15 protein-coding genes are annotated in these 26,340 nt (G+C 65.2%); 4 read left to right on the forward strand and 11 right to left on the reverse strand.

Going from position 1 to position 26,340, the window contains the following annotated elements:
• Nucleotides 1–168: 168 nt before the first annotated feature.
• Genes QME24_RS06705 through QME24_RS06720 form a run of 4 tightly spaced genes read right to left on the reverse strand, consistent with a single transcriptional unit; the run spans nt 169 to nt 5,724 of the window.
• Complete coding sequence (locus tag QME24_RS06705; protein WP_054904826.1) at nt 169–2,121, reverse strand: acetyl/propionyl/methylcrotonyl-CoA carboxylase subunit alpha; 1,953 nt, start codon at nt 2,119–2,121, stop codon at nt 169–171.
• The gene (locus QME24_RS06710; RefSeq protein WP_054904825.1) at nt 2,118–2,933 is read right to left on the reverse strand and encodes a gamma-carboxygeranoyl-CoA hydratase; all 816 of its coding nucleotides are present in this window, start codon (nt 2,931–2,933) and stop codon (nt 2,118–2,120) included. The genes QME24_RS06705 and QME24_RS06710 overlap by 4 nt, the downstream gene beginning before the upstream one ends.
• 4 nt (nt 2,934–2,937) lie before the next feature.
• Nucleotides 2,938–4,545 (reverse strand): carboxyl transferase domain-containing protein, encoded by a 1,608-nt coding sequence (locus tag QME24_RS06715; protein WP_280091256.1) that lies wholly within the window; start codon nt 4,543–4,545, stop codon nt 2,938–2,940.
• A gap of 15 nt (nt 4,546–4,560) precedes the next feature.
• Nucleotides 4,561–5,724 carry an isovaleryl-CoA dehydrogenase gene (locus QME24_RS06720; protein ID WP_054904823.1) on the reverse strand — a complete coding sequence of 388 codons (1,164 nt, stop codon included), beginning with the start codon at nt 5,722–5,724 and terminating at the stop codon, nt 4,561–4,563.
• Nucleotides 5,725–6,046: 322 nt separating this feature from the next.
• Between QME24_RS06720 and QME24_RS06725 the strand changes: the two genes are divergently transcribed.
• Nucleotides 6,047–7,729, forward strand: a complete 1,683-nt coding sequence (locus tag QME24_RS06725; protein ID WP_054904822.1) for an AMP-binding protein — start codon at nt 6,047–6,049, stop codon at nt 7,727–7,729.
• Between the two features lie 87 nt (nt 7,730–7,816).
• On the opposite strand, the gene QME24_RS06730 is transcribed toward QME24_RS06725, so the two are convergent.
• Nucleotides 7,817–7,978, reverse strand: a complete 162-nt coding sequence (locus tag QME24_RS06730) for a hypothetical protein (RefSeq protein ID WP_009686375.1) — start codon at nt 7,976–7,978, stop codon at nt 7,817–7,819.
• A gap of 142 nt (nt 7,979–8,120) precedes the next feature.
• Here QME24_RS06730 and QME24_RS06735 point away from each other — a divergent pair, with 142 nt between their 5' ends.
• From QME24_RS06735 to glgB, 3 genes are all read left to right on the forward strand, one after another.
• Complete coding sequence (locus tag QME24_RS06735; protein ID WP_280091257.1) at nt 8,121–10,139, forward strand: alpha-1,4-glucan--maltose-1-phosphate maltosyltransferase; 2,019 nt, start codon at nt 8,121–8,123, stop codon at nt 10,137–10,139.
• Between the two features lie 102 nt (nt 10,140–10,241).
• Entirely contained in the window at nt 10,242–13,562 is a 3,321-nt protein-coding gene (gene treS / locus QME24_RS06740) for a maltose alpha-D-glucosyltransferase (protein ID WP_232891990.1), read from the forward strand.
• On the forward strand, nt 13,559–15,769 hold the full coding sequence (glgB, locus tag QME24_RS06745) for a 1,4-alpha-glucan branching protein GlgB (protein ID WP_192439848.1): 2,211 nt from the start codon (nt 13,559–13,561) through the stop codon (nt 15,767–15,769). Before treS ends, glgB begins: the two co-directional genes overlap by 4 nt.
• 55 nt (nt 15,770–15,824) lie before the next feature.
• On the opposite strand, the gene QME24_RS06750 is transcribed toward glgB, so the two are convergent.
• The 6 genes from QME24_RS06750 to treZ form a co-directional block, all read right to left on the reverse strand.
• Nucleotides 15,825–16,733 (reverse strand): autotransporter outer membrane beta-barrel domain-containing protein, encoded by a 909-nt coding sequence (locus tag QME24_RS06750; protein WP_280091258.1) that lies wholly within the window; start codon nt 16,731–16,733, stop codon nt 15,825–15,827.
• A 405-nt stretch (nt 16,734–17,138) separates the two neighbouring features.
• On the reverse strand, nt 17,139–19,292 hold the full coding sequence (gene glgX / locus QME24_RS06755; protein WP_054904818.1) for a glycogen debranching protein GlgX: 2,154 nt from the start codon (nt 19,290–19,292) through the stop codon (nt 17,139–17,141).
• A gap of 155 nt (nt 19,293–19,447) precedes the next feature.
• Complete coding sequence (locus tag QME24_RS06760; protein ID WP_029886657.1) at nt 19,448–19,729, reverse strand: DUF2934 domain-containing protein; 282 nt, start codon at nt 19,727–19,729, stop codon at nt 19,448–19,450.
• Between the two features lie 17 nt (nt 19,730–19,746).
• Nucleotides 19,747–22,521 carry a malto-oligosyltrehalose synthase gene (locus tag QME24_RS06765; RefSeq protein ID WP_232891987.1) on the reverse strand — a complete coding sequence of 925 codons (2,775 nt, stop codon included), beginning with the start codon at nt 22,519–22,521 and terminating at the stop codon, nt 19,747–19,749.
• Nucleotides 22,518–24,599: a 4-alpha-glucanotransferase gene (gene malQ, locus QME24_RS06770; protein WP_280091260.1), complete on the reverse strand. Its 2,082-nt coding sequence runs from the start codon at nt 24,597–24,599 to the stop codon at nt 22,518–22,520. Before malQ ends, QME24_RS06765 begins: the two co-directional genes overlap by 4 nt.
• Nucleotides 24,596–26,338, reverse strand: coding sequence for a malto-oligosyltrehalose trehalohydrolase (gene treZ, locus QME24_RS06775; protein WP_054904815.1), 1,743 nt, complete (start codon nt 26,336–26,338; stop codon nt 24,596–24,598). The genes malQ and treZ overlap by 4 nt, the downstream gene beginning before the upstream one ends.
• Nucleotides 26,339–26,340 lie beyond the last annotated feature (2 nt).

Raw genomic sequence — 26,340 nt, forward strand, 5'->3', positions numbered from 1 at the left:
TACGGCGCGGTATCGTGCCATGCCCCAAGGGGGCGCGCGCAAATCCCCCAGGCATAACTGGCCCGAAACAAACGTAGGAGCGAGCGCAGCTCGCGATGCGCCGCGCGGGCGGCGCTCGGTCTCACAGGCGCTGCAAAGGGTATGGCGAACACTCAACCCCCAGCCAACTCACTCCGCCAATTCGACCAGCACCGTCCCTTCGCTGACCATATCCCCTTCCTGGCAGAACAACGCGTTCACCGTGCCATCATGAGGCGCGCGAATGCTGTGCTCCATTTTCATGGCCTCCAACACCACCAGCGCGGTACCGGCTTCCACCCGCTGCCCCGGCGCCACCAGCACCCGCACGATACTGCCGTTCATGGGGGCGCCCAAGCCGCCCTGGTGACCGTGGCTGGCCTCGGCCTCGGCGATCGGGTCGAAGGCTTCGATGGCATGCATCTCGCCGCCCCACTGCAAGTACAACGTGGCCCCGCGGCGCATCGCCAGGTGCTGGCGACGCACGCCGTCGTGGTCATGCACCAACTGCTCGCCCAGTAACTGCCAGGTGGGCGCCGCACTGTGCTCCAGGCCCACAGCGTGGTCCTGGCCAGCACTGACCAAGTGCAGGCTACTGCGCGCGGGCAGGCCCAGGCGCAGGCCGCTGCGCTCGGCCCATGGCGAACCGGGGTCATCTTCGCGCTGCTGCCCGGCCAGGCCCTGCCGCCAGGCTTCGGCTGCGGCCTCCCAGAAACTGACCGGCAGCGGCTGTGGTGCCGGCAGCAAAGCGGCCTGGTGCCGCGCAATGAAGCCGGTATCCAGTTGCGCCGCGGCGAACGCCGGGTGCGCCAGAATGCGCCGCAGAAACGCGAGGTTGGTCTTCACCCCACCAATGGCGAATTCGTCGAGCATCGCCAGCAAGCGCAGGCGTGCCTGTTCGCGGTTGTCGCCCCAGGCAATCAGCTTGCCCAGCATCGGGTCGTAGAACGGCGACACCGCATCGCCTTCGCTCACGCCACTGTCCACCCGCCGGCCTTCGCCAGATGCCGATTCACGGTACAGCGCCAGCGTGCCGGTCGCCGGCAGAAACTCGTTGGCCGGGTCCTCGGCGTACAGGCGAACTTCAATGGCATGGCCGATCAGCGGCACCTGCTCCTGGGTGATCGGCAGGGCCTCACCGCACGCCACACGAATTTGCCAGGCCACGAGATCCAGGCCGGTAATGGCCTCGGTGACCGGGTGCTCCACCTGTAGGCGGGTATTCATTTCCATGAAGAAGAACGCGCCACGGGCGTCGAGCAGGAATTCCACCGTACCGGCACCGACATAGCCAATCGCTTGCGCCGCCCGTACCGCTGCCTCGCCCATGGCCCGGCGCAGTTCGGCCGACAGGCCGGGGGCGGGAGCTTCTTCGACCACCTTCTGGTGGCGGCGCTGGATCGAGCAATCGCGCTCGTTGAGGTACAGGCAATGGCCGTGCTGGTCGGCGAACACCTGGATTTCCACATGGCGCGGCTTGAGCACGTACTTCTCCACCAGCATGCGCGCATCGCCGAACGACGCCTGCGCCTCACGCTGGGCCGACGCCAGGGCATCGGCCAGCTGGCTTTCCTCCTCGACCACCTTCATGCCCTTGCCCCCACCGCCAGCGCTGGCTTTGAGCAGCACCGGGTAGCCGATGCGCCTGGCCGCGTCGCGGAAGGTGTCGAGGTCCTGGGCTTCGCCGTGGTAACCGGGCACCAGGGGCACCCCGGCGGCCTCCATCAACGCCTTGGCCGCCGACTTGCTGCCCATGGCGTCGATGGCGCTGGCCGGTGGGCCGAGGAAAATCAGCCCCGCCTGCTCGATGGCGCGGGCGAAGCCTGCGTTCTCGGACAGGAAACCGTAGCCTGGGTGAATGGCCTGGGCACCGCTGGCCTTGGCAGCAGCCAGCAGCTTGTCGACCAGCAGGTAGCTGTCGGCGGCCTTGGTGCCGCCCAGGTTCACGCGGATATCTGCCTCGCGGCTATGCCGCGCGTCACGGTCGATGGCGCTATGCACGGCGACGGTGGTCAGGCCCATGGCCTTGGCGGTGCGCATCACCCGGCAGGCGATTTCGCCGCGGTTGGCGACCAGCAGGGTGGTCAAAGCGGGGCGGCTCATGGGCGCGGCTCCTTGGTCTCAGCGGTTTGCCAGGCGGGTGGGCGTTTCTCCAGGAAGGCGCGCAGGCCCTCCTGGCCTTCGGCGCTGACGCGGATACGGGCGATGGTGTTCTCGCAGTAGCGGCGCAGCGCCGGGCTGAGTTCGCCGTCGTCCACTTCACGCAGCAGCTCTTTCGTGGCACGCAGGGCCAGCGGAGCGTTCTCCAGCAAGTTGTTCACCCATAGCGCCACCTGTGCGTCCAGCTCAGTGGCGGGGTACACCTCGGCCAGCAGGCCCAGTTCGCGGGCCCGTATACCGCTGAAGCGCTCGGCAGTCAGGGCATAGCGGCGCGCGGCACGCTCGCCGATGGCCTTGACCACGAACGGGCTGATCACCGCCGGGGCCAGGCCGATGCGCACTTCCGACAGGCACAACTGGGCGTCTTCGGCGCCAATGGCCATGTCACAGCAACTGATCAGGCCCAGTGCCCCGCCAAACGCCGCACCTTGGACCACGGCCAGGGTCGGTACCTTGAGCCGGTGCAGGGCGTACATCAGTTCGCCCAGTTCATGGGCGTCATCCAGGTTGGTGTTGAAATCCAGCTGCGCCGACTGCTGCATCCAGGCCAGGTCGGCACCGGCGCTGAAGTGCCGGCCACGCCCGCGCAACAGTACGAAGCGCAAGCCGGTATCGTCGGCCAGGCGATCGATGGCGACGATCAGCTCGCGGATCATCTGCGCGTTGAACGCGTTGTTCTTGTCCTCGCGGCTAAGCCACAGGGTGGCGAAGCCGCGGGGGTCGCGAATCACTTCGAGGGTGCTGAAATCGCTCATGGGGTCACATCCGGAAAATGCCGAAGCGGCTCGCTTCGATCGGCGCGTTCAGCGCAGCGGACAGTGCCAGGCCCAGGATGTCGCGGGTTTGCGCCGGGTCGATGACGCCGTCGTCCCATAGCCGGGCACTGGAGTAGTAGGGGTGGCCCTGCTGTTCGTACTGGTCGAGAATCGGCTGCTTGAGCCTGGCTTCGTCATCGGCACTGAACGGCTGGCCACTGCGCTCGCTTTGCTCGCGCTTGACCTGGGCCAGCACACCGGCGGCCTGCTCGGCGCCCATCACACCGATCCGCGCGTTCGGCCACATCCACAAAAAGCGTGGGTCGTAGGCACGGCCGCACATGCCATAGTTGCCGGCACCGAAGCTGCCGCCGATGATCACCGTGAATTTCGGCACCTGGGCGCAGGCCACGGCAGTCACCAGCTTGGCGCCATGCTTGGCGATACCGCCTTCCTCGTACTTCTTGCCCACCATGAACCCGGTGATGTTCTGCAGGAACAGCAGCGGGATACCGCGCTGGCAGGCCAGCTCGATGAAGTGCGCGCCTTTTTGCGCCGCTTCGGCGAACAGGATGCCGTTGTTGGCCAGGATCGCCACCGGGTAGCCATGCAGGTGGGCAAAGCCGCAGACCAGGGTGGTACCGAACAACGCCTTGAATTCGTCGAACAGCGAGCCGTCGACCAACCGGGCGATCACTTCGCGCACATCGAACGGCTGCTTGGCATCGGCGGGCACCACGCCATACAGCTCGTCGGCGGCGTACAGCGGTGCCACCGGGGCCAGGCGTTGCAGCTTGCCCAGCTTGTGCCAGTTGAGGTTGGCCACGCAGCGCCGGGCAATGGCCAGGGCGTGTTCGTCGTTGTCGGCGTAATGGTCGGCCACGCCACTGGTACGGCAGTGCACATCGGCCCCGCCCAGGTCCTCGGCACTGACCACTTCGCCCGTGGCGGCTTTTACCAGCGGCGGGCCGGCGAGGAAAATGGTTGCCTGCTGGCGCACCATGATCGCTTCGTCGGCCATCGCCGGCACGTAGGCACCACCGGCAGTGCACGAGCCCATCACCACGGCGATCTGCGGGATGCCCTGGGCGCTCATGTTGGCCTGGTTGAAGAAGATCCGACCGAAGTGCTCGCGGTCAGGGAACACCTCGTCCTGGCGGGGCAGGTTGGCACCGCCCGAGTCCACCAGGTAGATGCACGGCAAGCGGTTTTGCTGGGCGATGGTCTGCGCACGCAGGTGCTTTTTCACCGTCAGCGGGTAGTACGAGCCACCTTTGACCGTAGCGTCGTTGGCCACGACCATGCATTCCACGCCTTCTACGCGGCCGATGCCGGCGATCACCCCGGCAGCCGGCACGTCCTCGCCGTAAACTTCGTGGGCCGCCAACTGGCCGATCTCGAGGAACGGCGAGCCCGGGTCCAGCAGGCGGTCGATGCGCTCGCGTGGCAGCAGTTTGCCGCGGGAGGTGTGCCGTTCCTGAGCCTTGGGCCCGCCGCCCTGGGCGACCTGGGCCAGCAGGCCGCGCAGGGCCTGGACCTGGGCGGCCATGGCGGCATGGCTGTGGGCATAATCCGCCGCCTTGGTGTTGAGCTGTGACTTGAGAATCATCATGACCCCTGGCGCAGATCAGCGCGTCTCGTTGAACAGTTCGCGGCCGATCAGCATCCGACGGATTTCGCTGGTGCCGGCACCGATCTCGTAGAGCTTGGCATCGCGCAGCAGGCGGCCAGCCGGGAATTCATTGATATAGCCGTTGCCGCCAAGGATCTGGATGGCTTCCAGGGCCATTTGCGTTGCCCGCTCGGCGGTGTACAGGATGACCCCGGCAGCGTCCTTGCGGGTGGTCTCGCCACGGTCACAGGCCTGGGCCACGGCATACAGGTAGGCGCGGCTGGCATTGAGCTGGGTGTACATGTCGGCGATCTTGCCCTGGATCAGCTGGAACTCGCCGATGCTCTGGCCGAACTGCTTGCGGTCGTGAATGTACGGCACCACCAGGTCCATGCAGCTTTGCATGATGCCGGTCGGCCCGCCCGACAACACCACGCGCTCGTAGTCCAGGCCGCTCATCAACACGCGTACGCCGCCGTTCAGCTGGCCGAGAATATTGTCTTCCGGTACTTCGACGTTGTCGAAGAACAGCTCGCAGGTGTTGGAGCCGCGCATGCCCAGCTTGTCGAACTTGTTGCTGCGGCTGAAGCCTGGCCAGTCGCGCTCGACGATGAACGCGGTAATGCCGTGGGCACCCTTGTCCAGGTCGGTCTTGGCATAGATCACGTAGGTATTGGCGTCGGGGCCGTTGGTGATCCAGGTCTTGCTGCCATTGAGTACGTAGCGGTCGCCGCGCTTTTCTGCGCGCAGCTTCATCGACACCACGTCGGAGCCGGCATTGGGCTCGCTCATGGCCAGCGCGCCGATGTGCTCGCCGCTGATCAGCTTGGGCAGGTACTTGAGTTTCTGTGCGTGGCTGCCGTTGCGGTTGATCTGGTTGACGCACAGGTTGGAGTGGGCACCGTACGACAGTGCCACCGACGCCGAGGCCCGGCTGATTTCCTCCATGGACACTACGTGGGCCAGGTAGCCGAGGCCGGCGCCGCCATATTCTTCCGACACGGTGATGCCCAACAGGCCCATGTCGCCGAACTTGCGCCACATATCGGCAGGGAACAGGTTGTCATGGTCGATTTGCGCGGCACGCGGGGCCAGCTCGGCGGCGACGAAGGTGCGCACCTGGTCACGGAGCATGTCGATGGTTTCGCCCAGGGCGAAGTTCAGGGTGGGGTAATGCATGCAGGGGCACCTTGTTGTTCTTGAAATGGGTTACACCGTAGCTCATGGAGCTGTCGCCGGACCCTGTGGGAGCGGGCGTGCCCGCGAACGCATCAGCAGGGCCGCCGTCATTTCCTGAATGATCGCATTCGCTGGCCCGCCCGCTCCCACAGGGTTCGGCTTCACGCCTGAGGATCGGTGTTGTTCTTCACCTTTACGTTAACGTAAACCTGGCTTGGGCCGGGTGTCAATCTGATCGTCACCTTTACGTAAACGTAAATCTGCGCCAGAGTATCTCCGCTTGCTTCAGCCGTGCCCAGAACAACCACAAGAAGGGACACCCATGAGTCAACCAAGCTATACCCGCGGCCGCCAGGACCAACCGTTGCTGACCCAGACCATCGGCCAGGCCTTTGACGCCACCGTGGCGCGTTGCGCCGATGGCGAAGCCCTGGTTTCGCGCCACCAGGGCCTGCGCTACAGCTGGCGGCAACTGGCCGAACAGGTCGACGGGTGTGCCCGCGCCTTGATGGCGCTGGGCCTGAACCGCGGCGACCGGCTGGGCCTTTGGTCACCCAACTGCGCCGAATGGTGCGTGTTGCAACTGGCCAGTGCCAAGGTCGGTGCGATCCTGGTCAACATCAACCCGGCCTACCGGGTGGGTGAGCTGGAATACGTGCTGCGCCAGGCCGGGTGCCGTTGGCTGGTCTGCGCCGATGCTTTCAAAAGCTCCGATTATCACGCCATGGTTCAGGCGCTGGTGCCAGAGCTGGCGAGCGCCCCCGCGGGCGCACTGGCCAGCCAGCGCCTACCCGAGCTGCGCGGGGTCATCAGCCTGGCAGCCAACCCGCCGGCTGGTTTCCTGGCATGGCAAGCCCTGGCCGGGCTGGCCGGGCAAACCTCGAGCGAAGCCTACCTGGCCCGCCAAAGCGGGCTGCAGTTCGACCAACCGGTGAATATCCAGTACACCTCCGGCACTACCGGTGCACCCAAGGGCGCCACGCTGAGCCACTACAACATCCTCAACAACGGCTTCATGGTCGGCGAAAGCCTGGGCCTGGGCGAGCGCGACCGCATGGTGATCCCGGTGCCCCTGTACCACTGCTTTGGCATGGTCATGGCCAACCTGGGTTGCATCACCCACGGCAGCACCATGATCTACCCCAACGATGCCTTCGATGCCGAACTCACCCTGCGTGCCGTGGCCGAGGAGCGTGCCAGCATTCTCTATGGCGTGCCTACCATGTTCATCGCCATGCTCGACCACCCGCTACGCGCCCAGGTGGACCTTTCCAGCCTGCGCAGCGGCATCATGGCAGGGGCGACTTGTCCGATCGAGGTGATGCGCCGGGTGATCGACCAGTTGCACATGGCCGAGGTGCAAATCGCCTATGGCATGACCGAAACCAGCCCGGTTTCGCTGCAAACCGGGCCAGAGGATGAGCTGGAGCTACGCGTTGCCACCGTTGGCCGCACGCAGCCACAGCTGGAAAACAAGCTGGTGGACGCTGACGGCTGCATCGTTCCGCGCGGCGAGATCGGCGAACTATGTACCCGCGGCTACAGCGTGATGCTCGGCTATTGGGACAACCCAGAGGGTACCGCGGCAGCCATCGACCCGGCCGGCTGGATGCACTCGGGTGACCTGGCGGTAATGGACGAACACGGCTACGTGCGGATCGTGGGGCGCAACAAGGACATGATCATTCGCGGTGGCGAGAACATCTACCCGCGCGAGCTGGAAGAATTCTTCTATACCCACCCGGCAGTGGCGGACGCCCAGGTGATCGGTATTCCGTGCAGCCGTTATGGCGAGCAGATCGTCGCATGGGTCAAGTTGCACCCTGGCCACACGGCCACCGCCGAAGAACTGCAATGCTGGTGCAAGGCACGCATAGCCCACTACAAGGTGCCGCGGCATATCCGTTTCGTAGACGAATACCCGATGACGGTAACCGGTAAGGTGCAGAAGTTTCGCATGCGCGAGATCAGCATCGCCGAACTCGGTGCCGATGGCGCGGGTTGACTGACCAGGCTGCCCGGTTTACCCGCACCGGCAGTTGCCCGCCTGCACCGACCTTGCAGGCGGCAAGGTCGGTAACCTGGTCTACCCTTAGGCTTTCACCGGTGGTTCCTGGTTCGGCGGGTCGCCCACCGTCGGCGGTTCGGTTGGCTTGACCGGCAGCTCGTCCGGGTCTTGCTCCGGCACGGGCGGCGGCAAGCTCGGGTCGTCGATGTTCGGATCGGGGGTTTCCGGTGGTGTTGGAATGTTCATGGCCTGACCTCGCGTGGGTGGTTTGAAGAGGTACTGCAGGCTTGGACTTCGGCCAGCTGCGATTCGCTCAGTTTTTTTTGAACCCTCACGCCCGCGCCCGGCTCTGAACCCTTACCGCCACCAGCCTGAGGGAGCAAGGTCGATGTCACGAAACGAGCTTTTTGAAAGCGTGCCAATGGCCAACGATCATCCTGACCAGGCCATTAGCCTGGCCCAGGCGCTGCTGGCCCCACGCATCGTGATCGAGGACACCCAGCCGGTGCTCGACGCCGGCACCTTCGCCGCCAAGGCCATCAGCGGTCAACCGGTTGCCGTCAGCAGCAAGGTCTACAGCGATGGACATGACCGCCTGGCCGTGGTGCTCAACTGGCGCCCGGCGCACAGCCAGCGCTGGCACTCGGTGCCGATGCAGTCGGCGGGCAACGACCTGTGGCTGGCCGAGTTCACCCCCACCGAGCTGGGGCCGCACCTGTTCGGCATCCAGGCCTGGATCGACCCGTTCGCCACGTACTGCCACGACCTGGAAAAAAAGTACCACGCCGGCGTCGAGGTCAGGCTGGAGCTGGAAGAGGGGCGGCTGATGCTCGGCCAGGGCATTGCCCTGTGCGATGGCGCCGTGCGCAACGAGCTTGAGGCCGTGCTGCAGCGCCTGGCGGAGGTGGGCAGTGATGACCAGGTGGCGCTGCTGCTGGACCCGCGCACCGCCCGGCTGATGGCCGAGGCCGAGCACCGCAGCTACCTGGCCCGCAGCCGCGATTTCCCGCTCGATGTGGACCGGCCGGCTGCGCAGTTCGCCAGTTGGTACGAACTGTTCCCACGCTCGATCACCGATGACCCGCAGCGCCATGGCACCTTCAACGATGTGCACCAGCGGCTGCCGATGATCCGTGACATGGGCTTCGACGTGCTGTACTTCCCGCCCATTCACCCTATTGGCCTGCAGCACCGCAAGGGGCGCAACAATGCGCTCACGGCCGAGCCGGGTGACCCGGGCAGCCCGTATGCCATCGGCAGTGCAGAGGGTGGCCACGAAGCCATTCACCCGCAGTTGGGCAGCCGTGAAGACTTCCGCCGCCTGGTGGCTGCTGCTGCCGAGCACGGCCTGGAAATTGCCCTCGACTTGGCCATCCAGTGCTCCCAGGACCACCCCTGGCTCAAGCAGCACCCGGGCTGGTTCAGCTGGCGCCCAGACGGCACCATCCGCTATGCCGAGAACCCGCCAAAAAAATACCAGGACATCGTCAACGTCGACTTCTATGCCCCCGACGCAGTACCCAGCCTTTGGTTGGCGCTGCGCGATGTGGTGGTGGGCTGGGTCGAGGAAGGCGTGAAGACGTTCCGCGTCGATAACCCGCACACCAAGCCGCTGCCGTTCTGGCAATGGCTGATCGCCAATGTGCGCAGCCAGTACCCGGAGGTCATCTTCCTCGCAGAGGCGTTCACCAAGCCTGCCATGATGGCGCGCCTGGGCAAGGTCGGCTATGCGCAAAGCTACACCTACTTCACCTGGCGCAACACCAAGCAAGAGCTGCGCGAATTTTTCGAGCAACTCAACCAGCCGCCATGGAGCCAGTGCTACCGCCCCAATTTCTTCGTCAATACCCCCGACATCAACCCGTTCTTCCTGCACACCTCCGGCCGTGCCGGTTTCCTCATTCGTGCAGCATTGGCGACCATGGGTTCAGGGTTGTGGGGCATGTATTCCGGGTTCGAACTGTGCGAAAGCGCCGCGTTGCCAGGCAAGGAGGAATACCTGGACTCGGAGAAATACCAGCTGCGCCCACGCGACTTCAGCCAGCCTGGCAACATCATTGCCGAAATCGCCCAGCTCAATCGCATCCGCCGGCAGAACCCGGCCTTGCAAACCCACCTCGGCGTCGCGTTCTTCAACTGCTGGAACGACAACATCCTGTACTTCGCCAAGCGTACGCCCGAGCGCGACAACTACATCCTCGTGGCAATCAGCCTAGACCCGCACAACGCCCAGGAGGCGCACTTCGAGCTGCCGCTGTGGGAGCTGGGGCTCGATGACAACGCCCAAACCCAGGGTGAAGACCTGATGAATGGCCACCGCTGGTCGTGGTACGGCAAGACCCAGTTCATGCGCATCGAACCTTGGCACCAACCATTCGGCATCTGGCGAATCGAAAAGGCCGGTTAGGGCATAGGTACCGGGCCGCCTCGCGGCCCATCGCCGGTAAATAGGCTGCACGGCAGCCGCAACGCCAGCCAACACGGTCCACAGACATGCAAGGAGTCACCCATGGCCAAGCGTTCCCGCCCGGCAGCCTTCATCGACGACCCGCTGTGGTACAAGGACGCTGTCATCTACCAGTTGCACATCAAGTCGTTCTTCGACTCGAACAACGATGGCATCGGTGATTTCGCCGGCCTGATCAGCAAGCTGGACTACATCGCCGAGCTGGGCGTCAACACCCTGTGGTTGCTGCCGTTCTATCCTTCGCCGCGGCGCGACGACGGCTACGACATCGCCGAGTACAAGGCCGTGCACCCCGACTACGGCAGCATGGCCGATGCCCGGCGCTTCATCGCCGAGGCGCACAAGCGTGGCCTGCGGGTTATCACCGAACTGGTCATCAACCACACCAGCGACCAGCACCCTTGGTTCCAGCGCGCCCGCCACGCCAAACGCGGCAGCAAGGCGCGCGACTTTTACGTATGGTCCGATGACGACCAGAAGTACGATGGCACCCGCATCATTTTCCTCGACACCGAAAAGTCCAACTGGACCTGGGACCCGGTGGCAGGCCAGTATTTCTGGCACCGCTTCTACTCGCACCAGCCAGACCTCAACTTCGACAACCCGCAGGTGCTCAAGGCGGTAATCGGGGTGATGCGCTTCTGGCTCGACCTGGGCGTGGACGGGCTGCGCCTGGACGCCATCCCTTACCTGATCGAACGCGATGGCACCAACAACGAAAACCTCGCTGAAACCCACGGGGTGCTCAGGGCCATTCGCGCCGAGATCGATGCCAACTACCCAGACCGCATGCTGCTTGCCGAAGCCAACCAGTGGCCGGAGGACACCCGCCCGTACTTCGGCGAAGGCGACGGCGACGAATGCCACATGGCCTTTCATTTCCCGCTGATGCCGCGCATGTACATGGCCCTGGCCATGGAGGACCGTTTCCCGATCACCGACATCCTGCGCCAGACCCCGGAGATCCCGGCCAACTGCCAATGGGCGATCTTTCTGCGCAACCACGACGAGCTGACCCTGGAAATGGTCACCGACCGCGAGCGCGACTACCTGTGGAACTACTACGCAGAAGACCGCCGCGCGCGCATCAACCTGGGCATCCGTCGGCGCCTGGCGCCCTTGCTGCAGCGTGACCGCCGGCGCATCGAACTGCTCACCAGCCTGCTGCTGTCGATGCCCGGCACGCCCACGCTGTACTACGGTGACGAGCTGGGCATGGGCGACAACATCTACCTGGGCGACCGCGATGGCGTGCGCACGCCCATGCAATGGTCGCCGGACCGCAATGGCGGTTTTTCCCGCGCCGACCCACAGCGCCTGGTGCTGCCCCCGGTGATGGACCCGTTGTACGGCTACCAGACGGTCAACGTCGAGGCACAAAGCCACGACCCGCACTCGCTGCTCAACTGGACCCGGCGCATGCTGGCGGTGCGCAAGCAGCAGAAGGCTTTCGGCCGTGGCACGCTGCGCACGCTGAGCCCCAGCAACCGGCGCATCCTGGCCTACATTCGCGAATACACCGATGCCGATGGCAACACCGAGGTCATCCTGTGCGTAGCCAACGTTTCCCGCGCCGCCCAGGCGGCAGAACTGGAATTGTCACAGTACGCCGACAAAGTACCGGTGGAGATGCTCGGCGGCAGTGCGTTCCCGCCGATCGGTCAGCTGCCGTTCCTGCTGACTTTGCCACCTTATGGCTTTTACTGGTTCCTGCTGGCTTCGCACGATCGTATGCCCAGCTGGCACGCCCAGCCCACCGAGGGGTTACCCGAATTGATTACCCTGGTATTGCGCAAACGCATGGAAGAACTGCTGGCGGCGCCTGCCAGCGACACCCTGCAAACCAACATCCTGCCCCAGTACCTGCCGAAACGGCGCTGGTTCGCGGGCAAGGAAGGGCCCATAGACCAGGTACGGCTGTGTTATGGCGTGCGTTTCGGCATCGTCACTACGCCGGTATTACTCAGCGAGCTCGAGGTGCTCAGTGACGGCGTGGCCACCCGTTATCAATTGCCGTTCGGGCTGCTGCCCGAGGAGCAGATCAACAGTGCGCTGCCACAGCAACTGGCGTTGTCCCGGGTGCGACGGGCCCATCAGGTGGGTCTGATTACCGATGCGTTCGTGCTTGAGCCGTTCATCCGCGCCGTATTGCGTGCGTGCCAGGAAAGCACGCGGCTGGCGTGCGGCGACGCTGACGGCGAGCTGCGTTTCGACAGCACCGAGCAACTGGCCGGCCTGGGGCTGAATGAAGAAAGCGAGGTGCGCTACCTCAGCGCCGAACAGTCCAACAGCTCGGTGGTCATCGGCGACCGCGTGGTGCTCAAGTTGATCCGCCGGGTCAACCCGGGCATTCACCCGGAGCTTGAAATGAGCGCCTACCTGACCGCTGCCGGCTTTGCCAATATTTCACCACTGCTGGCCTGGGTCAGCCGCGTGGATGCGCAGGCAGCCCCGCACCTGCTGATGATCGCTCAAGGCTACCTGAGCAACCAGGGCGATGCCTGGGCCTGGACCCAGAACACGCTTGAGCGCGCTATCCGTGACCAGATGGAGCCCACCCATTCGGATACCGAGGCACATACCGACGCCCTCGCCGAACTCACAGCCTTTGCCGCCTTGTTCGGCCAGCGCCTGGGCGAGATGCACGTGTTGCTGGCAGCACCCACCGATGACCCGGCCTTCCAGCCGCGGCCCAGCGATGCCCAGGACCGCGAACGCTGGGTGACCCAGATCAGTGCCGAGTTGACCCATGCCCTCGACCTGCTGGCGCAGCACCGCGACCACCTGGACCGCGACAGCCAGGCGCTGGTCGACGACCTGCAGCAACAGCGTGACGGCCTGGTCGAGCACGTTCGCCAGCTGGCCGGGCAGGCCGAGGGCGGCTTGCTGATGCGCGTGCACGGTGACTTGCACCTGGGCCAGGTGCTGGTGGTGCAGGGTGATGCCTACCTGATCGATTTCGAGGGTGAGCCGGCCCGGCCCCTGGAAGAACGCAGGGCCAAACACAGCCCCTACAAAGATGTCAGCGGCGTATTGCGGTCGTTCGACTATGCTGCTGCGATGATCTTGCGCAGCGCGTCTACGGTGGACCTTTCCGAGGCGGCACGGCAAGCCCGGCAACGGGTGGCCCGGCAGTACCTGCACCAGTCGCGGCATGCCTTTATCGAGGCGTACGGCCTGGCCACCGCTGCCATGCCCCACGCCTGGCAGCAGGCGGAAGGCGAGCGCGCTGCATTGGAGCTTTTCTGCCTGGAAAAGGCCGCCTACGAAATTACTTATGAAGCCGAGAACCGGCCGAGTTGGCTGGCCGTGCCTTTGCATGGCCTGCATGGACTGATCAGTACCTGGGGAGAGTCAGAATGAACGTAACAACGCGTGAAAACGGCGGCCTTCGGCAACGGGACCTCGATGCCCTGGCCCGCGCCGAACACGCCGATCCATTTGCGGTACTCGGCCCCCATGACGACGGCGCAGGCGGGCAGGTGGTCAACGCCTTCCTCCCCGGCGCCCTGAATGTGCGCATTCTTGCCCGCGAAGACGGGCGCCTCCTCACCGAAATGGCGCAGGGCAGCCTGCCAGGCTTGTTCACCGCGCACCTCGATACAGCACAGCCTTACCTGCTGCAGATCGGCTGGGCCGGTGGCGAGCAGGTGACCGAGGACCCGTATAGCTTCGGTCCGCAACTGGGCGACATGGACCTGCACCTGTTTGCCGAGGGCAACCACCGCGACCTGTCCGGGCGTTTCGGCGCGCAGCCGGTGCAGGTCGAGGGCGTCGACGGGGTGCGCTTTTCGGTGTGGGCCCCCAACGCCCGGCGGGTATCGGTGGTGGGCGACTTCAACAATTGGGATGGGCGTCGCCACCTGATGCGCCTGCGCCATGGTGCCGGGGTGTGGGAGCTGTTCATCCCCCGGCTGGGCGTGGGTGAAACCTACAAGTTCGAAGTGCTCGGCAAGGATGGCATCCTGCCGTTGAAGGCCGACCCCCTGGCCCGCGCCACCGAATTGCCGCCGAGCACGGCGTCCAAGGTAGCGGGTGAGCTGGGCCATGCCTGGCAAGACCACGACTGGATGGCGCAACGGGCGCAGCGCCATGCGTACAACGCGCCATTGTCGATCTATGAGCTGCACCCCGGCTCCTGGCGCTGCGAAATGGACGAGGCCGGCGAAGTCGGGCGCTACTACAACTGGCGGGAACTGGCCGAGCGCCTGGTGCCGTATGTGCAGGCGCTGGGCTTCACCCATATTGAACTGCTGCCGATCATGGAACACCCGTTCGGCGGTTCCTGGGGCTACCAGCCACTGTCGATGTTCGCCCCCACCTCGCGCTACGGCAGTGCCGAGGACTTCGCCGCCTTCATCGATGCCTGCCACCAGGGCGGCATCGGGGTATTGCTCGACTGGGTACCGGCGCACTTCCCCACAGACGAACATGGCCTGGCGCGCTTCGACGGTACGGCCCTGTACGAGTACGACAACCCGCTGGAAGGCTACCACCAGGACTGGAACACGCTGATCTACAACCTGGGCCGCAATGAGGTGCGCGGGTTCATGATGGCCTCTGCGCTGCATTGGTTGAAGCATTTCCACATCGACGGGCTGCGCGTCGATGCGGTGGCCTCGATGCTGTACCGAGACTATTCGCGCAAGGCCGGCGAGTGGGTGCCCAACCGCCACGGCGGGCGCGAAAACCTCGAGGCCATCGACTTCATTCGCCACCTCAACGGTGTGGCGGCCCATGAGGTGCCGGGGGCGTTGATCATCGCCGAGGAGTCCACCGCCTGGCCCGGGGTCAGCCAGCCGATCGAGCAGGGCGGGCTGGGCTTTGCCTACAAATGGAACATGGGCTGGATGCACGACACCCTGCACTATATCCAGAACGACCCGGTCCACCGTGCCCACCACCACAACGAGATGAGCTTTGGCCTGGTGTATGCCTACTCCGAGCATTTCATCCTGCCCATTTCCCACGACGAAGTGGTACACGGCAAGCACTCGCTGATCGACAAGATGCCCGGCGACCGCTGGCAGAAGTTCGCCAACCTGCGCGCTTACCTGGCCTTCATGTGGGCCCACCCCGGCAAGAAGCTGCTGTTCATGGGCTGCGAATTTGGCCAGTGGCGGGAGTGGAACCACGATAGCCAGCTGGACTGGTACCTGCTGCAGTACCCTGAGCACCAAGGCGTGCAGCGCCTGGTGAGTGACCTCAACCGGCTGTACCGCGAAGTCCCGGCGTTGCATGAGCAGGACTGCCAGCCACAGGGCTTCCAATGGCTGATCGGTGACGATGCACAGAACAGCGTGTTTGCCTGGCTGCGCTGGAGCAGCAGTGGCGAACCCGTGCTGGTGGTCGCCAACTTCACCCCGGTTCCGCGTGAGGGTTACCGCATCGGCGTGCCGTTCGGCGAGCGCTGGCAGGAGCTGTTGAACAGCGATGCCGAGATGTACGCCGGCTCCAATGTCGGCAACCTTGGGCTGGTGCACAGCGAAGACATCGCCAGCCACGGCCAGCCGCAGTCGCTGGCCCTGAACCTGCCCCCGCTGGGTGTGCTGGTGATGAAGCCCGCCTGATGCACCTGCTGTGCTGGCCCTGCCGCTGGTTTGCCGGCGCCAGGGCCAGCGCAGGCTACCACCGCATGCGCACTCCAAGGCTGCCAATCAGCCCATTGAGGTCATTGCCATCCACATCGCTGCTGTAGTCGGCACTGACGAACATGGCCACCGAGGGCGTTACCCGCGCCACCAGCCCCAGGCCCAGTTCCACCGTTGTCGAAAAGCGCGAACTGGAGATCTTGTCGACCTGTTCCAGCTTCACTTCGTCAGGGTTGCTGAAGTCATACCACACGTTGGTCCGCACATAAGGCTCCAGGGGCATGCCGCGCATTTCATAGCGCCCGGACAATGTGGCGCCGACGCGGCCGCTCCAGCTGGGCTGGCTGTCGAAGGCCTGCCGGGTTGCGTGCTGCCCTTGGCTGCCGGGGAAGAACTGCTGGTTCATCAACTGCGCCTGGGGTTCGATCACCCAACTGCCAGCCAGGGGGATCGGATAGCCGCCCTCCACCGAGAAAGTCATCGCGTGGCCACTGTCGCCCGGCCGTTGGCCGGTGTCACCCCGGCCATCCACCTCGATGCGCGAACCCACGGCCACGGCATTCAGGTGCCAGCCCTGTGCGTGGGCCATGCTCCAGTACATGCCCTGGCTTTCCCCGGTCAGTTGCGCGGCATTGCGCGGCTTGTCGCCCAATAGCGGGCGCATGCCATTGAAGCTGCTTTGCAGGTTGTTGTGGCCGACCACCCTCCCGGCGCGTTGCACATCGCCTGCTGGCGTTGCACGCACGAACAGCTCGGGGCCGGTCATCAGCTGCTGGTCGGGCGCTGCGAGCAGTTCGGGCGCTTGCGTGCCGTTGCGGGGTAGGGGCGGATAAAGCTGTGACCACTCATACGCGAACGTTTCCACCGGGGTTGCCAGAAGCAGCGACGTGGAAACCGCGTAGAAAAGACGGTCGATGCGCACGGGGCTCGAAGTGGTTTTCATGGCGGGTCTCCTTTGCTCTTGTGAAGTACAGCTTGAGGACCTGGTCTGTTGTCACAGGCTGTACGGCAAAACAGAGGGCGACCCAAACCAGCACGCCCGCTTCGGCACACGCGCCCAAAGGCGCGCGCTAGAGGCTCGGCGCGAGATTCTTACTGCTCGGTAATCTTCAGCTAAGGAGAGGGGAGGGCTTGCGTCAAGAAAATGTGAAAGGCCCGTTCACCTTTTGTGGGGGTGACCAAGGCGCTGATTCAAAAGAAAAACCGTGCTGCTATAGCGGCGTTTGCTATTTCCCGCACGGGCGCTATGAAGAATGATTGCTAGCGCCAGGCTTCGACAGTGGCGGCGTTCGATCTCACAGGCACTGAAGAGGCCGCGGCGGGCACCTGCCCACCGCGCCTGCCCGGTTCACTCGTCTTCGCGTTGCAACACCATCAACACCATAGAGCGCCCCTTCACCTCGAAGGTGCTGTCGAACTGCAGGTGCTGGCCCTTGCGCAGTTCGGGCCGGTCAGTGTCGATCAGGCAGTTCCAGTGGTCGCCATCCGGTACTGTCGGCAGCTTGAACGGCACCACATCATGGTGCGAGTTGACGATCAGCAGCACGGTTGCCTCGGCGCCGGGCCGGGCAATACCGCTGACCTGCGCGCGGCCATCGATCAGCATGCCCAGGCAGCGGCCGTGCGGGTCTTCCCACTGCTCCACGGTCATCTCGCCGCCATCCGGCGCCAGCCAGGTCACGTCCTTGACCCCGATCGCTTCATTGTAATCGCCGACCAGGAACCGCGAGCGGCGCAGTACCGGGTAGGTGAGGCGCAGGCGAGTCAGGCGCTTGACGAAGGCCAGCAGCTCTTTGCCTTCCTCGTCGAGGTCCCAGTTGATCCAGCCGATCTCACTGTCCTGGCAGTAGGCGTTGTTGTTGCCGTGCTGGGTGCGGCTGAACTCGTCGCCCGCCACGATCATCGGCGTGCCCTGGGCCAGCAGCAAAGTGGCGAAGAAATTGCGCATCTGGCGCATGCGCAGGGCGTTCACGGCCGGGTCTTCGGTCGGCCCTTCGGCGCCGCAGTTCCACGACAGGTTGTTGTCGGTACCGTCCTGGTTGTTTTCGTCGTTGTCTTCGTTGTGCTTGTGGTTGTACGACACCAGGTCGCGCAAGGTAAAACCGTCGTGCGCGGTGATGAAGTTGACCGAGGAGTACGGCCGGCGGCCGCGGTTGTTGAACATGTCGCCCGAGGCCGTCATGCGCGCGGCAAAGTCGGCCAGCTGGCCTTCATCGCCTTTCCAGAAGGCGCGCACGGTGTCACGGAAGCGGTCGTTCCATTCGGCCCAGCCGGGGGCGAAGTTGCCCACCTGGTAGCCGCCCGGCCCGCAGTCCCACGGCTCGGCAATCAGTTTGACCTGGCTCAGCATCGGGTCCTGGCGGCAGGCCACGAGGAAGCCGTGGCGCTCGCTATAGCCGTCATGGTACCGGCCAAGGATGGTCGCCAGGTCGAAGCGGAAGCCGTCCACGTGCATTTCGCCAGCCCAGTAGCGCAGCGAATCGGTGACCAGTTGCAGCACGCAGGGGTGGCTCAGGTCGAGGGTGTTGCCGGTGCCGGAGTCGTTGATGTAGTAGCGCTTGTCATCGGGCATCAGGCGGTAGTACGAGGCGTTGTCGATACCGCGCATCGACAGGGTCGGGCCGCGTTCGTTGCCCTCGGCGGTGTGGTTGTAGACCACATCGAGAATCACCTCCAGCCCGGCGTCGTGCAGGTGCGCGACCATCTCCTTGAACTCGGCGATCTTGCCGCTGGCCAGGTAGCGCGGGTGGGGCGCGAAAAAGGCGATGCTGTTGTAGCCCCAGTAGTTGTTCAGGCCCTTGTCCAGCAGGTGCTGGTCGTTGACGAACGCGTGAATCGGCAACAACTCGATACTGGAAACACCCAGGTCCTTGATGTGCTTGAGCAATTCGTCATTGGCCAAGCCGGCGAAGGTACCGCGCAGCTCCTCCGGCACGGCGGGGTGGCGCATGCTGATGCCGCGGGTGTGCGCCTCGTAGAGGATGGTGCGCTCCCAAGGTACTTGTACGCGCTCGTCACGGCCCCAGGTGAAGGCCGGGTCGATCACCTTGCACTTGGGCACGAAGGGGGCGCTGTCACGTTCATCGAACGACAGGTCGTCGTCGGGGTGGCCGATGGTGTAGCCAAACAGTGCCTCGGACCACTTGAGTTCGCCGACCAGCTGCTTGGCATAAGGGTCTATCAGCAGTTTGTTGGGGTTGAAGCGGTGACCGTTTTGCGGCTCGTACGGGCCATAGACGCGGTAGCCATACACCAGGCCAGGGTGCGCATCGGGCAGGTAGCCATGGTAGATCTCGTCCGTGTATTCGGGCAGCTCGATGCGTTCGAGCTCATGCTCGCCGGTGGCGTCGAACAGGCACAGCTCGACCTTGGTGGCATTGGCCGAAAACAGGGCGAAGTTGACGCCCAGCCCATCCCAGGTGGCGCCGAGGGGAAAGGGTTGGCCTTCGCGGATGCGGGTTGGGGCAACCGAGCGGGTTTTCTTTGGGGTACGGGGGCTCATGGCAATCCTCAAATGGCCGTGGTGGAAGGTATGGAAGTGATGCAGTGCTGCCCAGGTGCCCTATCAGTGGCGCCCGGTCCCCTGAAGCAACCACGACCGCCAGCCGTGTGGCGATCATGGGGGAGCGGGCAGGCCGCGAAGTGGCCGAAACCGGTTTAACCGGCAGTTGGCTTTTTGACCGCCCTTGGTTTCTTCGCCGCCGCGGGTTTAACCCCCGGCAGTGCCGCTACCTTGGGTTCGGCCGGCGGCTTGGGCTCGGCTGCCGGCTTGGGTTTGGCAGGGGCCCGCTTGCGCGGTGCGGCTTTTGGTGCCAGGGCCTCGGCCTCGGCCAGCTTGCGAGCCATTTCCCAGTGGCGGTCTTCCTGGCCGGCGGGTTTACCTTCTGACTCCCAGATCTGGTAGGCAAATTCGCGAATACGCTTTTCATCGACACTCATCGAAACGCTCCTGATGCTCAAGATTGTTGGATCAACAGGTTGACCGGAAACTCCGCCAGCACGGCGCTCAACATCAGCTCCCTTGATGAGCTGACCGCCGCGCATGGGAAAAGTCCCGTCGAATTGGCAGGTGATACGGCAAACGGTAAAACCAGCCGGGTGTCGTCCCAGTTCTGTGCCGGGATCAACGGTGTTGGCGCGCTGCCGAGCAGGCTGCTGGCCAGGCGCGGGGCCACGACGATGGCGCGTTCGCCTTCACCCAGCCGGGCGAAGGCGACGACCTTGTCGGCATGCCGGCCCTGTACCGTCAGCGGCAGGTAGGCACCGCGGCGGAACAGCTCGGCATGTGCCTGGCGGCAGTCCAGCACACGGGCGACCAAGGCCTGCTTGAGGCGGCCGTCGCGCCAGTGCGACAGCAGCTCGGCCACGGGGGTGGCGCTTTCCAGGGTGGCACGCCGCAAAGCGTAGTCCACGGCGCGGCGGTTGTCCGGGTCGACCAGGCTCAGGTCCCAGTACTCGTTGCCCTGGTACAGGTCGGGCACGCCCGGGGTGGTCATGCGCAGCAGGGCTTGCACCAGGCCATTGAGGGCGCCGGGGCAGGCGAGCACTTGTGCGGCATCGGCCACCGATTGGCGCAACTGCTGGTTTTCACTGCCCAGCAGCAAACCGTCCAGGTAGCGGGCACAGGCCGCCTCGTAGGCTTCGTTCGGTGCGTTCCAGCTGCTGCGCAGCTTGGCCTCGCGCAGGGCCTTCTGCTGCCACTGGCGCACGCGTTCGGCGTATTGGCGCAAGGCGTTGGCGTCGTGCAGGTCAAGGTCCAGCGGCCAACTGCCGAGCAGCGTCTGCAACAGCATCAGTTCGTCGCCGGGGCTGGGCGCCAGGCCGTCCTCCAGCGGCGCACGCAGCGGCGCCGCCAGCTCGCGCCAGTGCTCCACGCGGCTGGCCAGCCACGGCCCCCGCTCGCTGAGCACGGCCAGGCGGGCGCGTGTGTCTTCGCCACGCTTGTGGTCATGGGTGGCGGTGGCCAGCAGGTTGTCGGGGAAGTCGCGCAGGCGCCGTTGCGCTTCGTTATGGAAGTGTGCCAGCGGGGCACTGAAGCGCTCGGCCTCGAAGCCCACATCGTTGCGCGACAGCAGCCGCGCGCTGCGGTAGAAGGCCGTGTCCTCCACCGCCTTGGCGGCACTGGGTGCGGTCAGTTGCTGGAAGCGCACGCAGGCATGGCGCAACTGCTTGCGCGCGCGCCCCGGCGGCAATTGCCGCCAGCCTTGGCCACCCAGCCACTGTTCCAGTTGGTCGAGCAACGGCCAGTCGGCTTCGGCCAGGTCCTGGCGGGCATTGGTCAGGGCTTGCTGGAAAAACACTTCGTCTTCAGCCGGGCGCCCGCAAGCATTGAAGTAGGTGCGGTACACCGGATAGTGCGCCACCAGCGCCTGCAGGGCACGGCGGATGGCGCCCAAGGTCAGGTCGCGGGTCATCAGGTCGTTGCGGGCGACCTGCAACAGCGCCTGGGCTACCGACTCGCAGTCGCCTGCCAGGCTGGCATTGAGCACCAGGTGGCGCGCCTGGCGCACTTCTTCAGCAAAGGCCGGGCGCTCGCTGACGTTGGCCCACAACTCGGTCAGCGGTGCTTCGCCGGCCGGGTCGTGCTGCAGCAGCGATACCTGGTTCATGAACTCGTAGCCAGTGGTGCCGTCGGTGTGCCAGTCGAGGTGCAGGTGTTCGCCGCTGCCGAGAATCTTTTCCACGTAGATCGGGAAGTGTTCGACCGCGGCGTTCAGCGGCCGACTGGCCAGCAGGCCGTCGACGCGCCGGCGCAGCTTGCGGCAATAGCCGCGCGGGTCGGCCAGGCCGTCGATATGGTCAATGCGCAGGCCGTCCACCAGGCCGCGTTCGATCAGCTCGAAGAGCTTGGCGTGGGTCGCCTCGAACACCACCGCGCGCTCGACCCGCAGGCCACCCAGTTCGTTGATGTCGAAGAAGCGCCGCCAGTTGATGTCGTCGGCGGCGGTGCGCCAGCTGGCCAGCCGGTAAGTCTGGCGCTCCAGCAGCAGGTGCAGGCGCTTGAAGCCGCTTTCGGCACGGCTGTCGAACGCCACCAGGGCCGATTCGAGGTCGGCACCCTGCTGCACCAGGCGCGCCAGTTCGGCCTGCAGGGGCAGGGCGTCAGCCAATGGCGTGGCCGCTTCGCCCAGCGCCGTGAAATGCTCTGCCAGGGCCTGCAGGGCGGGGTCCGGGCTCAGGGCCAGGATCCAGCCGTAGTCGATCGGGCAAATCGGGAAACGGTGCTGGTAGTGGGCAACTTGCAGCACGCCCCGGTCCTTGTCGAACTCCAGCGGGAGTTCGCCGTTTTTCAAGCACACGCCATAGTCGTTGCCCAGGAACGGCAACAGCAATTGCCCGGCCAACAGCGGATCGCTGGAATGCCACTGGATGTCGAAGAATTCTGCGTACGGGCTACGCCGGCCCCAGGCCAGCAGGCATTGCCACCACGGGTTGTCCGCGCCGCCTACGGCCATGTGGTTGGACACGGTGTCGAGGATCAGCCCCATGCCATGCTGGCGCAAGGCCGCGACCAGGCGCTGCAACGCCGCCTCGCCGCCCAGCTCGGGGTTGACCTGGGTCGGGTCGACCACGTCGTAGCCGTGGCGTGAACCGGCACGGGCCTTGAGGATGGGTGAGGCATACAGGTGGCTGATGCCCAGTTGGGCGAAGTAGGGCACCAGCGACACGGCGTGGTCGAGGGTGAAGTCACTGTGGAACTGCAGGCGCAAGGTGGCGCTCAAGGGCTTCATCGGTCACGCTCCCAGGCTTGTTCGCGGGCTTGGGCAAGCAGCTCCAGGCGCCGCGCGGCATCGTCGTCATTGAGCAGTTCATGCACCGGGCGGGCGAAGCGCCGGCGCCAGTTGGGGTGGCCGGTGGTGGTGCCTGGCAGGTTGGGTTGCTCGTCGCAGCCCAACAGGTCTTCCAGCGGTACCAGCACCAGTGGCGCCCGGGTATGGCCCACGTAGCGGATGGCGGCATCGATCACGGCGTCATCGTCGTTGAGCACGCCATAGTTGGCTTGCAAGGTGCGGCGCAGGCCGTCGTGTTGTTTCTGGCGGTCGTGGCGCCAGTGCAGTTCGGTGGCAGCGTCAATGAGTTGCAAGCGGTGGCTCCAGTCGATATCGCGGTCTTTCAGCCAGCCGGCCAGGGGCGCCAAGTCGTGTGTACCGGTAGTGGCCAGGGCGTTGTCGGGCCAGTCCAGTATCGGCGTGAACTGCCCAGGCTGGCGCTGCTCGAAAGGCAGCACGCGCATGCCCAGCACGGCTTTCTCGGCCAGGACTTCGCGCAGGCCGGCGGGCACCGTGCCCAGGTCTTCGCCAAGGATGATGGCCTGGTGGCGGTGCGATTCCAGCGCCAGCAGCCGCAGCAGGTCCTCCAGCGGGTAGTTGAGGTAGGCACCTTCGCTGGGCTCGGCGCCTTGCGGTATCAGCCACAGCCGGCGCAGGCCCATGACGTGGTCGATGCGCAGGCCGCCGGCATGCGCCAGGTTGGCCCGCAACATTTCGATGAACGCGCGGTAGCCGTTGCGCTTGAGGCCTTCGGGCGAAAAGGCGCAAATGCCCCAGTTTTGTCCGGCCCGGTTGAGAATGTCGGGCGGTGCGCCCACATTCAGGCCCGACAGCAATTCGTCCTGGCGGCTCCAGGCCTGGCTGCCGGCACCGTCGGCGCCAACTGCCAGGTCGGCGATCAGGCCCACCCTCATGCCGTTGCCGCGGGCGGCCTCGTGGGCGCGTTGCAGGCCTCGCTCGGTGAGCCATTGGCAGAACGCGTGGAACTCCACCTTGGCCGGGTAGGCCTCGGCGATGGCCTGGACTTGCGGGTGACAGGGGTCTTGCCAGGGCGTGGGCCAGTGCCGCCAGTCGGCGCCCAGGCCATGCTCCACGGCATGGGCCTGCAGCACTTCGAAGCGGCAATGATGCTCCAGCGCTTCCCCGGCGGCTTTGCGGAAACTGTCGAAGTCCTCGCGCAGCGGGTGGCTGCCTTGGCTGAACCCCTGGTACAGCGCCTCCAGCACACGCAGCTGGGCGCTGGCGGCACGTGGCCAGTCAACCAGTGGGCGCTGCTGCAGTTCTTCCAGCTGTTGCTCCAGGCCGCAGGCTTCGATGGCCATGCGCACTTCCCGTTCACCCAGCAGGGCGGCGGGGCTGGCGTACAAGGTATTGAGCAGCAGGCGGCTGGAGGGCGAGTAGGGGCTGTAATGTTCCTGGTCGATGGCCGACAGGGCATGAATCGGGCTGATGGCCAAGGCATCGGCGCCGCGCTCTGCGGCCGAGCGGGCCAGTTGTTCAAGGGCCAGGCAGTCGCCATAACCGCCGTCGCCAGGGCGGCGCAGGCTGTACAGCTGAACCGCCAGCCCCCAGCAGCGCGCGGGTGTTTGCTGCGCGCTGTGCTCAAGGCTGTCTTCAAGGCTATGGCAACGGGGCGGCGCTACGGCCACCGTGAAACGGCGGCTGTCGATTTCGACCTGGTGGTAGCCGACAGGCAGTTCACCGGGCAGGCGGGCCTGCCGGTCAAGTTCCAGCACACGCGTGGCGCTGTCCTCGAGGGTGCAACGGGCGACGCTGGCCGCGCTGAAATAGCGTGACAGGTCCAGCGGCTGGCCCTGGTCCGCCGTCAACAAGGGCGGTAGGTGCTCACTGTCGTCAGCGGTCTCCAAGGCCTGCAGGCTTGCGGCGATTGCCGCATCGTCGCCGGCCGGGTGGCCCAGGCTTTCGAGCAGGTTGAGCAGCACGTGGTCGCTCACGCGCTGAGGGCGGTCATTGGCGTCGATCCAGTCGCGGCTAAGCCCGACGCGGTTCGCCAAGCGGTGCAGGGCGGTTTCGCTCATGGGCGCTCCTGGGCAGGGGGAAGCAGGCTGACCACGCAGCTGTACGCCGCCAGTTGGCTGTCGGGGTGGCGAGCATCGCCGCTGTCGAACAACCGCAAGGGCGGTGGCGGCAGCTCGACCGGCTGCGGGCTGTCGGCCAGGTTCAGGTCGATGCGCAAGGTGTTGCCATTGCCCAGCTGCCAGCGTGCGGTGACTGCCTTGTCACCGTGCACCTCGGCGCCCAGCGCACAGCTGCCAGGCAGGTGCGGGATCACATGGTGGCGGCGCAGGTCGAGCAACTGCTGATACAGGCCATGCCAGCCGGCCAGCACCTGCTTGCTGTAAGGGCGCGATGCGGCATAGGTCTTTTCGGCGTTGGGGTCGGGGATGTGCTCGCGCTGCTCGGGGTCAGCGAAGGCCTTGAAATGGGCGAACTCGCCACGGCGGCCTTCGCGCACTGCATCGGCCAGTTCGTCGTGGAAGTCGGTAAAGAACAGGAAGGGCTGGCAACTGCCTTCTTCGTCACCCATGAACAGCAGGGGGATCATCGGTGCCATCAGCAGCAAGGTGGTGGCAGCGCGCAGCGCCGGCGGTGGGCACAGGCGGGTCAGGCGCTCGCCCAGGGCGCGGTTGCCCACCTGATCGTGGTTCTGCAAGAACAGTACGAAGGCACTGGGTGGCAGATGCGCACTGGGTTCGCCGCGCGGCGTACCGTGGCGGTTGGCCTGGCCCTGGAACACGAAGCCTTCGGCCAGGCAGCGTGCCAGCTGGTCGATGGGGCGGTCCTTGTAGTCGGCATAATAGCCTTCGGTTTCGCCGGTGAGCAGCACATGCAGGGCGTTGTGGCCGTCATCGTTCCACTGCGCGTCGAAGCCCTGTTGCAACAGGGTGGCCTGGTTGTGTTCGTTCTCCAGCACCAGCCACACGTGGCGCCCGGGCTCCACTGCGGCACGCACGCGCTCGGCCAGTTCCACCAGAAAATCGGGTTGGTCGATGGCATGTACGGCATCCAGGCGCAGGCCGTCGCAGCGGTAGTCGCACAGCCACATCAGTGCGTTCTGGATAAAGTATTCGCGCACCTGCGGGCGGCGGAAGTCGATGGCCGCGCCCCAGGGCGTCTGCCGGTCTTCCCGGAAGAACGGGCTGGCATACTGGTGCAGGTAATTGCCGTCAGGGCCGAAGTGGTTGTACACCACGTCCACCAGCACCATCAGCTTTTCACCATGGGCCTGGTCGACCAACGCGCACAGTTGCTCGGGGCTGCCGTAGGTGTGCTGCGGGGCGTAGGGCAATACACCGTCGTAGCCCCAGTTGCGCTCGCCCGGGAACTGCCCCAGGGGCATCAGCTCTATTGCGCTGATACCCAGCGCGGCAAGCTTCGGCAGTTGCCGGGCTACGCCCTGGTAACCATCGAGCAGGCCTACGTGCAGCTCTTGAATGACCGCCTCGTGCCAGGGGCGGCCTAGCCACGGGTGCTGCCAGGGGTAGCTGGCCACATCCACCACCTGGCTGGGGCCGTGCACGCCAGTAGGCTGGTAGCGCGACGCCGGGTCGGCCACCTGCAGTTCATCATCAATTCGAAATTGGTAACGGTCGCCGGCCCGGCAGGGCGCCACGCCGCTGAACCAACCGTCTTCATCGGGCTGCAGGGCGATAGCCGGCTGCTGCTCCAGTTCCACGCTCACGCTGCGCGCATCGGGTGCCCATAGGGCGAAGCGCGCCGACGTGGCGTCCAGCAAGTGTGCGCCATGCCTGTGCATCT

It is taken from the genome of Pseudomonas sp. PARCl1 (assembly GCF_947311875.1).
Classification (GTDB): Bacteria; Pseudomonadota; Gammaproteobacteria; order Pseudomonadales; family Pseudomonadaceae; genus Aquipseudomonas; species Aquipseudomonas juntendi.

Coding starts and splice junctions, on each gene's coding strand:
- QME24_RS06705 (WP_054904826.1), bottom strand. CDS start 2,121: ATGAGCCGCCCCGCTTTGACCACCCTGCTGGTCGCCAACCGCGGCGAA.
- QME24_RS06710 (WP_054904825.1), bottom strand. CDS start 2,933: ATGAGCGATTTCAGCACCCTCGAAGTGATTCGCGACCCCCGCGGCTTC.
- QME24_RS06715 (WP_280091256.1), bottom strand. CDS start 4,545: ATGATGATTCTCAAGTCACAGCTCAACACCAAGGCGGCGGATTATGCC.
- QME24_RS06720 (WP_054904823.1), bottom strand. CDS start 5,724: ATGCATTACCCCACCCTGAACTTCGCCCTGGGCGAAACCATCGACATG.
- QME24_RS06725 (WP_054904822.1), top strand. CDS start 6,047: ATGAGTCAACCAAGCTATACCCGCGGCCGCCAGGACCAACCGTTGCTG.
- QME24_RS06730 (WP_009686375.1), bottom strand. CDS start 7,978: ATGAACATTCCAACACCACCGGAAACCCCCGATCCGAACATCGACGAC.
- QME24_RS06735 (WP_280091257.1), top strand. CDS start 8,121: ATGTCACGAAACGAGCTTTTTGAAAGCGTGCCAATGGCCAACGATCAT.
- treS (WP_232891990.1), top strand. CDS start 10,242: ATGGCCAAGCGTTCCCGCCCGGCAGCCTTCATCGACGACCCGCTGTGG.
- glgB (WP_192439848.1), top strand. CDS start 13,559: ATGAACGTAACAACGCGTGAAAACGGCGGCCTTCGGCAACGGGACCTC.
- QME24_RS06750 (WP_280091258.1), bottom strand. CDS start 16,733: ATGAAAACCACTTCGAGCCCCGTGCGCATCGACCGTCTTTTCTACGCG.
- glgX (WP_054904818.1), bottom strand. CDS start 19,292: ATGAGCCCCCGTACCCCAAAGAAAACCCGCTCGGTTGCCCCAACCCGC.
- QME24_RS06760 (WP_029886657.1), bottom strand. CDS start 19,729: ATGAGTGTCGATGAAAAGCGTATTCGCGAATTTGCCTACCAGATCTGG.
- QME24_RS06765 (WP_232891987.1), bottom strand. CDS start 22,521: ATGAAGCCCTTGAGCGCCACCTTGCGCCTGCAGTTCCACAGTGACTTC.
- malQ (WP_280091260.1), bottom strand. CDS start 24,599: ATGAGCGAAACCGCCCTGCACCGCTTGGCGAACCGCGTCGGGCTTAGC.
- treZ (WP_054904815.1), bottom strand. CDS start 26,338: ATGCACAGGCATGGCGCACACTTGCTGGACGCCACGTCGGCGCGCTTC.